At 71.4% G+C, this 14,469-nt stretch carries 10 protein-coding genes; 2 read left to right on the top strand and 8 right to left on the bottom strand.

Annotated features, from left to right (window positions below; translation table 11 throughout):
- Window positions 1–72 precede the first annotated feature (72 nt).
- A complete protein-coding gene (locus AC07DU_RS17265) occupies window positions 73–507 on the bottom strand; it encodes a GtrA family protein (protein ID WP_360892920.1) in 435 nt (144 codons plus the stop codon).
- On the bottom strand, window positions 504–1,541 hold the full coding sequence (locus tag AC07DU_RS17260) for a glycosyltransferase family 2 protein (protein ID WP_479112124.1): 1,038 nt from the start codon (window positions 1,539–1,541) through the stop codon (window positions 504–506). The genes AC07DU_RS17265 and AC07DU_RS17260 overlap by 4 nt, the downstream gene beginning before the upstream one ends.
- 193 nt (window positions 1,542–1,734) lie before the next feature.
- Between AC07DU_RS17260 and AC07DU_RS17255 the strand changes: the two genes are divergently transcribed.
- A complete protein-coding gene (locus tag AC07DU_RS17255; protein WP_479112122.1) occupies window positions 1,735–4,614 on the top strand; it encodes a bifunctional glycosyltransferase/CDP-glycerol:glycerophosphate glycerophosphotransferase in 2,880 nt (959 codons plus the stop codon).
- On the top strand, window positions 4,611–5,783 hold the full coding sequence (locus AC07DU_RS17250) for a glycosyltransferase (RefSeq protein ID WP_360892911.1): 1,173 nt from the start codon (window positions 4,611–4,613) through the stop codon (window positions 5,781–5,783). The genes AC07DU_RS17255 and AC07DU_RS17250 overlap by 4 nt, the downstream gene beginning before the upstream one ends.
- A gap of 100 nt (window positions 5,784–5,883) precedes the next feature.
- Here AC07DU_RS17250 and galE read toward each other — a convergent pair whose 3' ends face one another.
- The 6 genes from galE to AC07DU_RS17220 all read right to left on the bottom strand — a co-directional run.
- Window positions 5,884–6,897 carry a UDP-glucose 4-epimerase GalE gene (gene galE, locus AC07DU_RS17245; protein WP_360892909.1) on the bottom strand — a complete coding sequence of 338 codons (1,014 nt, stop codon included), beginning with the start codon at window positions 6,895–6,897 and terminating at the stop codon, window positions 5,884–5,886.
- Between the two features lie 64 nt (window positions 6,898–6,961).
- Window positions 6,962–8,578, bottom strand: coding sequence for a glycosyltransferase family 2 protein (locus AC07DU_RS17240; RefSeq protein ID WP_479112120.1), 1,617 nt, complete (start codon window positions 8,576–8,578; stop codon window positions 6,962–6,964).
- 70 nt (window positions 8,579–8,648) lie between these two features.
- Entirely contained in the window at window positions 8,649–10,094 is a 1,446-nt protein-coding gene (gene obgE / locus AC07DU_RS17235; protein WP_360892903.1) for a GTPase ObgE, read from the bottom strand.
- A gap of 167 nt (window positions 10,095–10,261) precedes the next feature.
- Complete coding sequence (rpmA, locus tag AC07DU_RS17230; protein ID WP_008738950.1) at window positions 10,262–10,516, bottom strand: 50S ribosomal protein L27; 255 nt, start codon at window positions 10,514–10,516, stop codon at window positions 10,262–10,264.
- 13 nt (window positions 10,517–10,529) lie between these two features.
- Window positions 10,530–10,850: a 50S ribosomal protein L21 gene (gene rplU, locus AC07DU_RS17225; protein WP_214950890.1), complete on the bottom strand. Its 321-nt coding sequence runs from the start codon at window positions 10,848–10,850 to the stop codon at window positions 10,530–10,532.
- Between the two features lie 266 nt (window positions 10,851–11,116).
- Window positions 11,117–14,469 (bottom strand): Rne/Rng family ribonuclease (locus AC07DU_RS17220; protein WP_479112118.1); only part of this gene is annotated, 3,353 nt, incomplete at its 5' end.

The following is a 14,469-nucleotide window of genomic DNA, read 5'->3' as shown; positions in this document are numbered from 1 at the left end:
CTGTCCCCTTGCCCCTTGCCGGAATCTGCCACCTCAATCTACGGGGTGGCCCGCGGGGGCCGCTCGGGGGTTTCAGACCGTGGACGAGCTGCCGGCCGGCTCCGGCTGCGGCTCCCGGTCCCGGGCGGCCTTCGGGACGAGGATCTTGCGGGAGAGCAGGAAGGTGAACGGGATGGCCACGACCGCCGCGACCAGCGGGGCGATCCGGGTGTCCATTCCGGCCCAGGTCACCAAGGCGTAGAGGCCGGCCGACTGGATGACGTAGTTGGTGACGTTCGTCAGCGGGAAGAGGAGGAACTTCTTCCAGGTCGGCCGGGTCCGGTAGGTGAAGTAGGTGTTCATGAAGAACGAGCCGACCATCGCCAGTACGAAGGCGAGGGAGTACGCGGCGAAGTACGGCATCCACGGGTGCAGGAGGAGGTAGATGCCGAAGAAGGTTCCGGTGTTGACCCCCCCGACGAGGGCGAAGCGGAGGATCTGGCCGAGCTGGTCCCGCCTGCCCGTCATGCGCTGCGCTCCGCGATCGTCGGCTCCGCGGCCCGTGCGGTCCGCGGGGTGCGGGCGCCCCGTGCGGCGGAGCCGGTCAGGGAGGTCTGCGGGTCGTGCGCGGCGGGCGGCGCGCCGTGCGATTCCTGCACCAGGAAGTGCGGCCGGCGCTTGGTCTCGTAGTAGATGCGGCCGATGTACTCGCCGATGAGCCCCAGCATGATCAGCTGGACGCCGCCCAGACCGGTGATGATCGCCACCAGGGTGACGTAGCCCGGCGACTCGACCCCGTTGGTGATGGCCGTGATCGTGATCCACAGCGCGTACAGGCCGGTCAGGGCGACCAGGGACACGCCGAACCAGATCCCGATGCGCAGCGGCCGGTTGTTGAAGGAGATCAGGCCGTCCATGCCGTAGTTCAGCAGGGAGCCGAACTTCCACTTCGTCTCGCCGGCCTCGCGCTGCGCGTTGCGGTAGTCGAAGTGGACGGTGTCGAAGCCGATCCAGGAGAACAGGCCCTTGGAGAAGCGGTTGTACTCCGGCAGTGACAGCAGGGCGTCGACGGCGGGGCGCGACAGCATGCGGAAGTCGCCGACGCCGTCGGTGAGTTCCACGTCCACCCAGCGGTTGACGCCCCGGTAGTACAGGCGGCTGAGGGCGGAGCGGAGCTTCTTGTCGCCCTCGCGGGTGCGGCGGGCGATGATCTGGTCGTGGCCCTGCCGGTAGTGCTCGAGCATGGTCGCGATGAGCTCCGGCGGGTGCTGGAGGTCCGCGTCCATGATCACGACCGCGTCGCCGGTGGCCTCGCGCAGGCCCGCGAGCATGCCGGCCTCCTTGCCGAAGTTGCGGCTGAAGGAGACGTACCGGGTCTGCTCGCCGTAGGCCGCGGCGATCTTCCGGAGCTTGTCGAGGGTGCCGTCGCGGCTGCCGTCGTCGACGTAGCAGACCTCGTACTCGACGGGAAGGGCGTCCAGGACCCTGCGGATCTCCACGTCGAAGCGATCGATGACCGCTTCCTCGTTGTAGCAAGGGACAACTACGGACAGCTTCGTCATGAACACTTCCTGCTGGCTCCGAACGGGTGATTGTGGGCGACCGGACCCGCCATTCACCTCTTCCTTAGAAGTATGCACGGCGGCGGTGGGCGGGGCGTCGGCCTGCCTGAGGCGAGGGCGGCACACGGTAGCGTGGACGAGATAAGCGGAATGAGCTGACCGAAACGCAACGAAACGAATCGAAGGGATCGAGGTGCACGTGCCCGACGTCTCCGTGGTCGTCATCGTCTACAACGACGCAGAGCGTCTGTCGACAGCAGTCCAGTCGGTTTTGGACCAGACCCTGCACGGTGTGGAAGTCGTGATCGTCGACGACTGCAGCAAGGACCGCTCCTACGCGGTCGCCCAGGAACTGGAGTCGGCGCACCCCGGGAGAGTGCGCGCCTTCCAGCTGCCGGAGAACAGCGGTGGCTGCGGCGCGCCCCGCAACCACGGCATCCAGCAGGCCACCGGCACGTACGTCATGTTCCTGGACAGCGACGACGTCCTGGAGCGCAACGCCTGCCGCAACATGCTGGAGGCCGCCGAGCGGACCGGCTCCGACCTGGTCTCGGGCATGTGCGTACGCGTGCACCTCGACAACCGGTGGGGCAAGACCACCGAGTGGTACCCCTGGATCTACGCCCGCACGCGCACGCTGGAGTCGATCACCGAGTTCCCCGACCTGCTGGTCTACGACACCCTCTCCACGAACAAGTGCTACCGGCGCGATTTCCTGCTGGAGCAGGGCCTGGAGTTCCCGGTCGGCATCCACTACGAGGACCTGCTGTTCTCCGCGCAGGCGTACGTGGCCGCCCGCCGCATCACCCTGATCCCGAACCACGTCTACTTCTGGAACGTGGTCGAGAAGGCCGCGGCGAAGTCGATCAGCAACCGGCGCCACGAGATCGCGAACTTCGTCCACCGGATGGAGATCCACCGCCGCGTCGACGAGCTGCTCGCGGCCCAGGGCCACGCGGACATCAAGTCCGCGAAGGACGCCAAGTTCCTCAAGCACGACCTGGTGCTGCACCTGCGTGACCTGCCGCTGCTCAGCGACGAGTACCGCCAGGAGTTCGCCCGCCTCGCCAACGGCTACCTCGCGGGCATCGACCCGGCCGCGTACGAGAACGTCACGTACCTCCAGGCCATCTGCGCCTACCTGCTGGGTAAGGAGGACTGGGCCAACCTGCTCCCGGCCGCCGACGCCATGACCAACAAGGGCCGGCTCTCCTCCCCGCTCGCCGAGCGCGACGGCCGCGTCTACTGGTGTGCCGAGCACCTCGACGGCCCCGACGGCGCCGAGGCCCGCCGGATACTGGACGTCACCGAGCAGGGCTTCCACACCACCCCGCTCACCTCCCTCCAGCTGGGCAACCGTCTGACCTCCTACGAGGACGACGGGCGCGGCACGGTCACGCTCGCGGGCGCCGTCGTGAACCCGCTGGGCCGGATCCCGGCCGACGCGGAGCTGAAGGCCTCGCTCGAATTCCGGGCCCGCCGGCAGATCGGCGTGCGCTCGTTCAGCTTCCCGGTGACAACCGTGCGCCACGCGGGTGACACGATCGAGTGGTCCGGCAGCGCCGACGTCGCCGGCACCGTCCGGCCCCTCGGCATCATCGACGCCGTCTGGGACGTCCGGCTCAAGCTGACCGCCGGCGGCCAGAAGATCACCACGCGCGTCTCGGTCGGCGGGCTCGACCTGGAGTCGGCGGCCCGCCTGCGCGTGCGGCCGCGGCTGACCCGGCTGGTCTCCGACCGCTTCGAGCCGGAGATGACCAAGAAGGGCAACCTCAGCTACGTCCTGACCGCCGAGAGCGCCGCCGCCGTCCGCACCCAGGCGCTGATCAACGGCGCCATACAGGGCAAGGCGGCCGGCGTGGTCAAGCGGGGCCTGCGCAAGGCCCTGCGGGGCCGCCGGAACATGGGCTCCGGCGAGCAGAAGGTGAAGGTCTACCACGAGGTCTTCTCGAAGCTGCCGCTCAAGAAGGGCACGGTCGTCTTCGAGAGCCACATGGGCAAGCAGTACAGCGACAGCCCGAAGGCCATCTACGAGGAGATGGTGCGCCGGGGTGCGCCGTTCGAGGCGATCTGGTCGTACGCGGGCGCCAAGCCCACCGGCTTCCCCAAGGAGGCCACCTTGGTGCGGCGCTGGAGCTGGGCCTACCTGCGGGCGCTGGCCCAGGCCGAGTTCTGGGTCGACAACCAGGGCTTCCCGCTGGCGCTGACCAAGCGCCCGGGGACCACGTACATCCAGACCTGGCACGGCTCCGCGCTCAAGCGGATGGGCTTCCACGAACCCCGCACCAAGGCACAGGGCCGCGCCGGCCAGGCCCGCTTCCAGGCGGCCGTCGACCGTTTCGACCACTTCCTGATCCGCTCCGAGCACGACACCCGCACCCTCGCCAAGGGCTTCCGGCTGCGCGACGAGGTGCTGCTGCGCACGGGCTACCCGCGCAACGACGCCCTCGTCGAGGCGCACCGGGCCGAGGTGCAGAGCGGCGAGCGGGTCCGTGGACCCCTGGCGGCCGAGCTCGGCATCGACCCGGACAAGAAGGTCCTGCTGTACGCGCCGACCTTCCGGGCGGCCGCCGACGGCACGGTGGAGGGCTTCGTCTTCCCCTTCGACGTGGAGGAGTTCGCCGACCGGCTCGGCGACCGCTTCACGCTGCTGGTGCGGACCCACTACCTGAACAGCGTCTCGCTGCCGCCGTCCGTGCAGGGACGGGTCATCGACGTGTCGGGGCACCACGACATCACCCCGCTGCTGGCCCTCGCCGACGGGCTGATCACCGACTACTCGTCCGTGATGTTCGACTACGCGGTCCTGGACCGGCCGATGCTGTTCTTCGCGTACGACTACGAGAAGTACGCCACGGACATCCGCGGCACGTACTTCGACCTGAAGGAGAAGGCCCCGGGCCCGGTGGTGGCCACGGCGGACGAACTCCTGCAGGCACTCGCCGCCTTCGAGGAGGCCGACGCCAAGTACGCCCAGGCGCGGGAGCGTTTCCTCGCCGAGTTCGGCGAGTACGACCGCGGGGACGCGGCCGGCCAGATCGTCGAGAAGTTCTTCACCAGGAGCGGCAAGTGAGCCAGCAGACCGCCACCCCGGGCGGCCGTGACATCTTCATCGTCTCCAACAACGTCGACGAGCTCGGCGGCGTCACCACCTGGTCCCACCAGATGGCCCGGGAGTTCACCGGCCGCGGGCACCGCGTGCACATCGTCGGCATCGCCCCGGTCGCCGAGGAGATCCGGCAGAAGCTGCCGCAGGACCTGCCGTACGAGATGACCACGCTCTACGACGCCCACCCGCCGTCGGCGCGCCGGCTGCGCGGGGTCAAGGGCCGGCTGAACGCACCCGAGCGGCGCCGCCAGGCGGCCCGGCGGGCGCAGATGCGGGCCAAGGCGGAGCAGCTGAGCGAGCTGCTGCGGGCGGCGCGTCCGGGCGGTGTCGTCATCGTCACGCAGGTCTGGGCGATGGAGTGGGTGGCGCTCGCCGACACCAAGGGGTTCAGCGTCATCGGGATGAGCCACGAGTCGTTCGAGGCCAGCCAGAAGTCCACCCGGGGCGATCGGGTCCGCCGCTACTACTCCCAGGTCGACCGGCTGCTGGTGCTGACCCGCGAGGACGCGGACCTGTGGATCCGGGCGGGCATGGAGAACGTGGGCAGCATGCCGAACCCGCTGCCCTTCATGCCGGACTCCCCCGCCCCGCGCACGGAGAAGGTCGTGGCGTGCGTCGGGCGCCTCGCCTTCGAGAAGGGCGTCGACCTGCTGCTCGACGCGTGGGCGGACGCCGCGCCGCTGCACCCCGACTGGACGCTGCGGATCTACGGCGCGGGCGTGGAGGAGCCGACGCTGCGGGCGCACTGCACCTCGCTGGGGCTGGACGACTCCGTGGAGTGGATGGGCAGCACCGACGACGTACTGGGCGCACTGCGCGGGGCCTCGGTCTTCGCCCAGGCCTCGCGGGCCGAGGGCTTCCCGATCACCCTGCTGGAGGCGATGGCGGCGGGCGTGCCGGTGGCCGCCTTCGACTGCGCGCCCGGCGTACGGGAGATCGTCGAGTACGGCGAGGACGGGCTGCTGGCCCGGCTGGGCAACACGATGGAGCTGGCCGGGCACCTGCACGCGCTGATGTCCGACCGTGAGCTGCGCGACCGGCTCGGGGACCAGGCCTTCCGCGCGGTGCAGCGCTACTCCAGCAGCGAGATCACCGACCGGTGGGAAGAGCTGTTCGCCTTCCTGGAGCGCTGAGCGCCGAGTTCCCGGAGCGCCGGCGCTCCCGGCGCCTGACACACGAAGCCGCCCGCCCCGGACGCGTCCGGGGCGGGCGGCTTCGTCGGTGTCCGGGCGCTCAGGCCTGGTGGACGTCCTTGTGGCGGTCCGTGCGCGCGACCTTGTTGGCCTCCCAGCCCGCCCAGGCGGAGGTGACCATCTCACGGACGTCGTGCCGGGCCTTCCAGCCCAGCTCGCTGGTGATCTTGTCGGCGGAGGCCACGACCTTCGCCGGGTCGCCGGCGCGCCGCGGGCTGATCACCGGCGGGTAGTCGTGCCCGGTGTTCTTGTTCAGGAGCTCGACCATCTCGGCGACCGAGACGCCCTCGCCGCGCCCGATGTTGACGGTGAGGTCCTTGTACTCCCCGGCCGCGCCCCACTCGGCGAGCTTGCGGGCCGCCGCCACGTGGGCCTCGGCCAAGTCCTCGACGTGGATGTAGTCGCGGATGCAGGTGCCGTCGGGCGTCGGGTAGTCGTCACCGAAGATCTTGGCGCCCTGGCCGGCGTCGTAGCGCTCGAAGACCATCGGGACCAGGTTGAAGACGCCGGTGTCGGCGAGCTCGGGGGTCGCGGCGCCCGCCACGTTGAAGTAGCGCAGGCAGGCGGTGGAGATGCCGTGCGCCTTGCCGGCGGCGCGGACCAGCCATTCGCCGGCCAGCTTGGTCTCGCCGTAGGGGCTCAGCGGCGCGCACGGGGTGTCCTCGGTGACCAGGTCCACGTCGGGCATGCCGTAGACGGAGGCGGAGGAGGAGAAGAGGAAGTTGCGGATGCCGGCGGCGGCCACGGCCTGGAGCAGGACCGTCAGGCCGTGCACGTTCTCGTGGTAGTAGTACAGCGGCTTCTCGACGGACTCACCGACCTGCTTCTTGCCCGCGAGGTGCACCACGCCGGTGATCTTGTGCTCGGCGATGGTCTCGTCCAGGATCAGCCGGTCCAGGACCGAGCCGACCACCAGCGGGACGCCTTCGGGGACGCGGTCCTCGTTGCCCGTGGACAGGTCGTCGAGGACGACGACCTTCTGGCCCGCGAGCAGCATCGCCCGGACGACGTGTGCGCCGATGTAGCCGGCGCCGCCGGTGATCAGAAACGTCATGTGTATCTCCTTGGTCCTGTCCGACTTCGGTGGGGAAAGTGAAGGGCTCCAGCCGTGAAGGCCTTCAGCCCGCCCCGCGGGCCGCCCGGGCCCGGTGGAGGCGGTTGCGTACGAGGTAGAGCGCGCCCTCGGGACCCGGCGCGAGGCGCAGCGCGAGGGCGCCGGCCCCCGTCCGGTAGGGCTGCGCCAGCAGAACACCGTACCGGCTGCTGGGCAGGGCGCGGCGGCGCAGGAGCCTGCCCCGGGGGCGCAGCGAGGTGGTCACCTCGCTGCCGTCGGCGCACCGCACGCCCACGCGCACGTTCCACGCCTGCATCCTGCGCAGCCCCTGGCGGCGGCCCGTGACGGCCAGGTCCGCGAGGCGGAAGGGCAGCAGGGCGCTCCAGCCCCCCTGCGCGTCGGGGCGCAGCTCGACGGGCTGGGCGCGTACGGGTTCGCCTCCCGCACGGGGCAGGAAGCTCAGCTGGACCGTGCGGGGCCCGGCCTCGGCGAGGCGCCCGTACAGCTCGTGCACGCGGATCCGGACGGCGCCGCGCCCGGCCGGTTCGGCGTCGACGGTGACGGGCAGTGCGGCGACCGGCAGCCCGGGCAGCCCGTCCAGCTCCACGGGGAGCTCCTCGCTCCACACCGGCCCGCCCGTGGCGCCGACGGCGTACGGGGGCAGCAGGCGCGGCGGGTCGGCGGCCAGCCGGGTGAGCCGCTCCACGTCGGCGGGCGGCGTCGCGGTGGCGCGCAGCACCCGTACGATCCAGCGGGCGTGGGCGGCGGCGGCCTCGACGTCCGCCTGCGCGAAGGTGGTGAGGTAGTCGCGGGTGAGGGTCCACCAGGCGGCCTGGTATGCGGGGTCCTTGCCGAGCTCGCGCAGGTACATCGGCAGGTCGTACTCCAGGAACTTCACCTGGCAGGCACGGCCGAGCACCGGGGAGGCCGCGGCGAGGTTCCGGGCGGCCGTGCGGTGGGCCTCGATGCGGGAGCGCCAGTTCCCCACGTCCTTGCGGTCCAGGGAGATCGACACCTGGGCGGCGCCGCGGCGCACGTGCCAGACGTAGACGAGCTCGCCGGTCACGGCGATGCGGGGGGCCGCGGCGAGCACGCGGGAGGTGAAGACGAAGTCCTCGTAGACGAACCGGCCGTCGGGGAAGCGCAGGCCGTGCTCCTCCAGGAAGGCGCGGTCGTAGAGCTTGTTGACGCACAGGGTGTCGCGGACGAGCTCGGGCCGGTCCGCCGGCCGCTCGATGACGTCGCCCGGGGTGTAGAGGCCGGGCATCCACGGCACGTCGTGGCGCTGGGGGAGCTCTCGCCGTACGGCGGCGCCGACGGTGACCGGGGCGCGGTGCTCCTCGGCGGTGCGCACCAGGGCGTCGGCCGCCCCCGGTGGCAGGATGTCGTCGCTGTCGAGGAACAGCACGTACGGGGCGGTCGCGGCCGCGATCCCGTCGTTGCGCGGGGTTCCGCACCCCCCGCTGTTCTCCGTGCGGTGCACGACCCTGACCCGGGGGTGGGCGGCGGCCAGCTCGTCCAGCACCCGTGCGGTGTCGTCGGAGGAGGCGTCGTTCACCGCGATGACCTCGGCGACCACCGGGCCCTGGGCGAGGGCCGAGGAGACGGCCTCGCCCACGAGCCCGGCGTCGTTGTACGCGATCACCACGACGGAAACGGTGGGGAGGTTGCTGCTGTTCACCCGGAGGATCCTAGGCGACCGACGTAAAGGCGCCTTCAAACCCTCCGGGGCGGATCCCTTGGGGAGGGGACTAGAACGGCCGGAACTCGTCGTACTCCTGCTGGGCCGAGTCCCCGCGCTTGGCTTCCTTCTCCTTGCGGCGCGTGGTCGCCGGGCGCGGCGCCTCCAACCGGTGGTCCTCACCTCGGCGGCCCAGCATCTCGGCGCCGGCCATCATGGTCGGCTCCCAGTCGAAGACGACCGCGTTCTCGTCGGAGCCGATGGCGACGCCGTCACCGGCGCGGGCGCCGGCCTTCCTCAGCGCGTCCTCGACCCCGAGGCGGTTGAGGCGGTCGGCGAGGTAGCCCACGGCCTCGTCGTTGTTGAAGTCGGTCTGGCGCACCCAGCGCTCCGGCTTCTCGCCGCGCACGTTGTAGACGTCCTCGGCCTCGTCGTAGGTGACGGTGAAGCCGGAGTCGTCCACGGCCTTCGGGCGGATGACGATGCGGGTCGCCTCCTGCTTCGGCTTGCGGGCGCGGGCCTTGGCGATGACCTCGGCGAGGAAGTAGGAGAGCTCCTTGAGGCCCGTGCGGGCGACCGCGGAGACCTCGAAGACCTTGTAGCCGCGCGCTTCGAGGTCCGGGCGGACCATGTCGGCGAGCTCCTGGCCGTCCGGGATGTCGACCTTGTTGAGGACGACGAGGCGCGGGCGCTTCTCCAGGCCGCCGCCGTAGAGCCGCAGCTCCTCCTCGATGACGTCGAGGTCGGCGATCGGGTCGCGGTCGGACTCCAGCGTGGCGGTGTCCAGGACGTGCACGAGCACCGAGCAGCGCTCGACGTGGCGCAGGAACTCCAGGCCGAGGCCGCGGCCCTGGCTGGCGCCGGGGATCAGGCCCGGGACGTCGGCGATCGTGTAGACGGTCGAGCCGGCCGTGACGACGCCCAGGTTCGGGACGAGGGTGGTGAAGGGGTAGTCCGCGATCTTCGGCTTGGCGGAGGACAGCACCGAGATCAGCGAGGACTTGCCGGCGCTCGGGAAGCCGACCAGCGCCACGTCGGCGACGGTCTTGAGCTCCAGGATGACGTCACCGGTGGTGCCGGGGACGCCGAGGAGCGCGAAGCCGGGCGCCTTGCGGCGGGCGGAGGACAGCGCGGCGTTGCCGAGGCCGCCGCGACCGCCCTCGGCGGCCACGTAGGTGGTGCCCTGGCCGACGAGGTCGGCGAGGACGTTGCCCTCCTTGTCGAGGACGACGGTGCCGTCCGGGACGGGCAGGACCAGGTCCTGGCCGTCCTTGCCGGAGCGGTTGCCGCCCTCGCCGGGCTTGCCGTTGGTGGCCTTGCGGTGGGGGCTGTGGTGGTAGTCCAGCAGGGTGGTGATCGCCTGCTCCACCACGAGGATGACGTCGCCGCCACGGCCGCCGTTGCCGCCGTCGGGGCCGCCGAGCGGCTTGAACTTCTCCCGGTGAACGGAGGCGCAGCCGTGGCCCCCGTTACCCGCGGCGACGTGCAGCTCGACGCGGTCCACGAAGGTGGTCATGGGTGTTCCTCCAGATACATACGGGAATGTCCCGGGCAGGCCTTGCTGCCCATTAAACGTGTCTATGTGACAACGCGCCGAGGGCGGACCTCTCTTCCCGGCTCGCGCCGGGAAGAGCTGAGATCCGCCCTCGGGAAGTTACGTTCGCTTGATCAGCAGGAGCTGGATCAGGCGGCCGGAACGATGTTGACGACCTTGCGGCCACGGTGCGTGCCGAACTGCACGGCACCCGCCTGCAGCGCGAACAGCGTGTCGTCGCCACCACGGCCGACACCCGCACCCGGGTGGAAGTGGGTGCCACGCTGGCGGACGAGGATCTCGCCGGCGGAAACGACCTGACCGCCGAAGCGCTTCACGCCGAGCCGCTGGGCATTGGAGTCGCGCCCGTTCCGGGTGGACGATGCGCCCTTCTTGTGTGCCATGTCTCAGTCCCTCTTACTTCGCAGCCGCGGGGATACCGGTGACCTTGATCGCCGTGTACTGCTGGCGGTGACCCTGGCGACGGCGGTAGCCGGTCTTGTTCTTGTACCGAAGGATGTCGATCTTGGCACCCTTGTGGTGGTCCACGATCTCGGCCTGGACCTTGATGCCGGCCAGGACCCACGGGTCGCTGGTCACGGCTTCGCCGTCGACAACGAGCAGGGTCGAGAGCTCGACCGTGTCGCCAACCTTGGCAGTGGGAATCTTGTCAACCTCAACGATGTCGCCGACAGCAACCTTGTGCTGGCGACCACCGCTGCGCACGATGGCGTACACGCGGATCTCTCTCTCACTCGGGACGGATGCTCCTGAAGCCAGCCGCTCAGGCAGGCCTGGGGCCCGCACTGATCCGGAATGGACGAGCGGCCTCTCCGGGCAGAGCCTGGAGGAAGGTGCTCAGGAGCGTGGCGCGCACTAAGACACGCCGACGGTCTAGGTTACGGGGCTGGTTCCGGAGGGTCAAACCGGGCTCCCGCAAGGCCGTGGGCCCCGCCGCTCGGCGGGGCCCACGGTCATGCCGCTGATGCGGACGAGACGCGCGATCAGGCTTCGGTCGGAGCCGAGACGGACGGGGGCGTCTGCTGCTCCGCCGCCGAGGTCTTCTTCGTCGCCCGCTTCGCCACGGTCTTCTTGGTCGTGGCCGCCTTCTTGGCCACGGTCTTCTTGGCGGCCGCCGCCTTCTTGGCCGGGGCCTTCTTCGCCGTGGTCGCCTTCTTGGCCGGAGCCTTCTTGGCGGCCTTCTTGGCCGGGGCCGCTTCCTCGACGGGAGTCGCGGACTCGGTCACCGGGGTCTCGACGACCATCACGGCGGCCTCTGCCGCCCCTGCCGGGGAACCGGCGGGTGCGGTGGCCTTACGGGTGGCACGACGGCGCGGACGGGCCGGTGCGGCCTCCGCCGCGGGGGCCTCCTCGGCCTCGGCGACGGGCGCCGGCGCGGCCTCCACGACCGGCTCCGGCTCCACGACCGGCTCCGGCTCCACCGCGGGCTCGGCCTCCACGACGGGCTCCGGCTCCGCGACGACGACCGGCTCCGGGGCCGCCTCGGCCGCGGGGGCCGGGGCACCCGCCGGGGCGGTTGCCTTACGGGTCGCACGGCGACGGGTACGGCCCTTGGGCGCGGCCTCCTCGACCGGGGCGGCCTCGATCGTCTCCGCTGCCTCGACGGCCTCGGCGACGACCTCGGCGGCCGGCTCCAGCACGGTGTCGGCCGGCTCGGTCACGGGCTCGGCGATGACCTCGGCCACGGGGGCCGGTGCCTGCGCCGGGGTGTGCGCACCGCGCGGGGCGCCCGCCGGAGCGGTGGCCTTGCGGGTGGCGCGGCGCCGGTTGCGGCGACCGCTCACGCCCGCTGCGGCCTCGGCCTCGGCCGGGCTGCTGTAGAGCTCCTCGTCCGCGACGAACTCCGGCTCGGGCAGGGCCCGCGGCGCGGCGGCCTCGGCGGCCACCTCGGCCTCGGTCTCGAAGTCCTCGGCCTCGACCGTCTCGACCGTCTCGATCTCGTGGTCGTGCTGGTCGAACTCGCCCCGGCCGCCGCGGCGCTTGGCACGCTTGCCGTTGCCGCCGCCGCCGATGGACGTCGGCTGCTCCATGTGCACGATCACGCCGCGGCCGTTGCAGTGGACGCAGGTCTCGGAGAAGGACTCCAGCAGACCCTGGCCGACCCGCTTGCGGGTCATCTGGACCAGGCCCAGCGAGGTGACCTCGGCCACCTGGTGCTTCGTGCGGTCGCGGCCCAGGCACTCCAGCATGCGCCGCAGGACCAGGTCGCGGTTGGACTCCAGGACCATGTCGATGAAGTCGATGACGACGATGCCGCCCAGGTCGCGCAGCCGCAGCTGGCGCACGATCTCCTCGGCCGCCTCCAGGTTGTTCCTGGTGACGGTCTCTTCGAGGTTGCCGCCCTGACCGGTGAACTTGCCGGTGTTGACGTCGATGACGATCATCGCCTCGGTCTTGTCGATCACAAGCGAGCCGCCCGAGGGCAGCCACACCTTGCGGTCGAGCGCCTTGGCGAGCTGCTCGTCGATCCGGTACGTCGCGAAGACGTCGACCTCGGAGGTCCAGCGCGAGAGCCGGTCGGCCAGGTCGGGGGCGACGTGGTTCACATAGCCGTGGATGGTCTCCCAGGCGCTGTCACCGCTGACGATGACCTTGGAGAAGTCCTCGTTGAAGATGTCGCGCACGACGCGGACGGTCATGTCCGGCTCGCCGTACAGGAGGCTCGGCGAAGAGGTCGAGATCTGCTTCGCCTTCTTCTGGATGTCCTCCCACTGGGCCTGCAGACGCTCGACGTCGCGGCGCAGCTCGTCCTCGCTCGCACCCTCGGCGGCGGTGCGCACGATGACGCCCGCGTCCTCGGGGACGATCTTCTTGAGGATGGTCTTCAGGCGCGCGCGCTCGGTGTCGGGCAGCTTGCGGCTGATGCCGGTCATCGAGCCCTCGGGCACGTAGACCAGGTAGCGGCCGGGCAGCGAGACCTGGCTGGTCAAGCGGGCGCCCTTGTGGCCGATCGGGTCCTTGGTGACCTGTACGAGGACCGACTGTCCGGACTTGAGGGCGGACTCGATGCGGCGCGGCCCGTTGGCCATGCCGAGCGCCTCGAAGTTGACCTCACCGGCGTACAGGACGGCGTTGCGGCCCTTGCCGATGTCGATGAAGGCGGCCTCCATGGACGGCAGCACGTTCTGGACCTTGCCCAGGTAGACGTTGCCGACGTACGAGGTGGCTTCTTCCTTGTTGACGTAGTGCTCGACGAGCACGTTGTCCTCGAGGACGCCGATCTGGGTGCGCTCGCCGCTCTGGCGGACGACCATCACGCGCTCGACGGCCTCGCGGCGGGCCAGGAACTCGGCCTCGGTGATGATCGGGACGCGACGGCGGCCCTGCTCGCGGCCCTCGCGACGGCGCTGCTTCTTGGCCTCCAGGCGGGTCGAACCCTTGATGGACTGGACCTCGTCCGCGCCGGTACCCGGTTCGGCCTTCTCGCGGGCCGGGCGCGGCTCGCGGACCTTGACGACCGTACGCACGCCGTCCTCGTCGCCCGCTTCGGCGGACTCGGCGGCGGTTTCACCGGTGCGGCGGCGACGGCGGCGACGGCGGCGGCTGGAGCTGGAACCGAGGGCCTCTTCGGCCTCGTCGTCCTCCTCTTCGCCCGCCTCCTGCTCGGCGCTCTCCTGCTCGGCCTCGGTCTCCTCCTCGGCGGACTCGTCGAGGTCGGCGGCCTCACCGCGACGGCGGCGACGGCCACCACGGCGACGGCGGCGCGAGGGACGCTCGCCCGACTCGTCGCCCTCTTCGAACTCGGCGCCCTCCTCGTCGAGCTCGGCGGCCTCGGCCTCCGGCTCCTCCTCGGCGAGCACCTCGGGCAGGGAGACCGGCGCGGACTCGGGGGCGCCGCGGCCACGGCGACGGCGACGGCCGGCCGGCTGCGGGGCGGCGGCGGCCTCGGTCTCGGCGGTGACCTCGGTGAGCTCCTCTTCCTCCTCGGCCTCAGCCGGGGCGGCGGCAGCGGCCGCGGCGGCCATGGCGGCGGTCTCGGGGGTCTGGAACATCGGCTCGGCGAAGACCGGGGCCTGGAAGACGGCCACGGCGGGACGCGCGGCGCGGCGGGCGCGGGCCGGGGCGGCGGGCTCGGCGCTCTCGGCGGGCTGGGCGGCCGGCTGCGGGGTGGCGGCCGGGGCCGCGGAGCGGGTGGCGCGGCGGCGGCCGCCGCGCTTCGGGGAGTCCAGGGCGTCGGCCACGGTGAAGGCTCGGGCGGCGGCCTTGGGGGCCTCCTCCACGACGGCTTCGGCCTCGGCGGCCTCTTCCTCGACGGGGGCCGCGGGAGCCACGGCTGCCTCGGCGGCCGGAGCGGTGACGGCGCGGGTGGCACGGCGGCGGGCACGCGGCGCGGGAG

This window comes from Streptomyces sp. NPDC045695 (assembly GCF_056432025.1).
This window is presented reverse-complemented; position numbering and strand designations above follow the sequence as displayed.

Excerpts from the sequence above, each read along its gene's own strand:
- galE (WP_360892909.1), bottom strand. The coding sequence starts at position 6,897 with ATGACGTTTCTGATCACCGGCGGCGCCGGCTACATCGGCGCACACGTC.
- AC07DU_RS17265 (WP_360892920.1), bottom strand. The coding sequence starts at position 507 with ATGACGGGCAGGCGGGACCAGCTCGGCCAGATCCTCCGCTTCGCCCTC.
- obgE (WP_360892903.1), bottom strand. The coding sequence starts at position 10,094 with ATGACCACCTTCGTGGACCGCGTCGAGCTGCACGTCGCCGCGGGTAAC.
- rpmA (WP_008738950.1), bottom strand. The coding sequence starts at position 10,516 with ATGGCACACAAGAAGGGCGCATCGTCCACCCGGAACGGGCGCGACTCC.
- AC07DU_RS17260 (WP_479112124.1), bottom strand. The coding sequence starts at position 1,541 with ATGACGAAGCTGTCCGTAGTTGTCCCTTGCTACAACGAGGAAGCGGTC.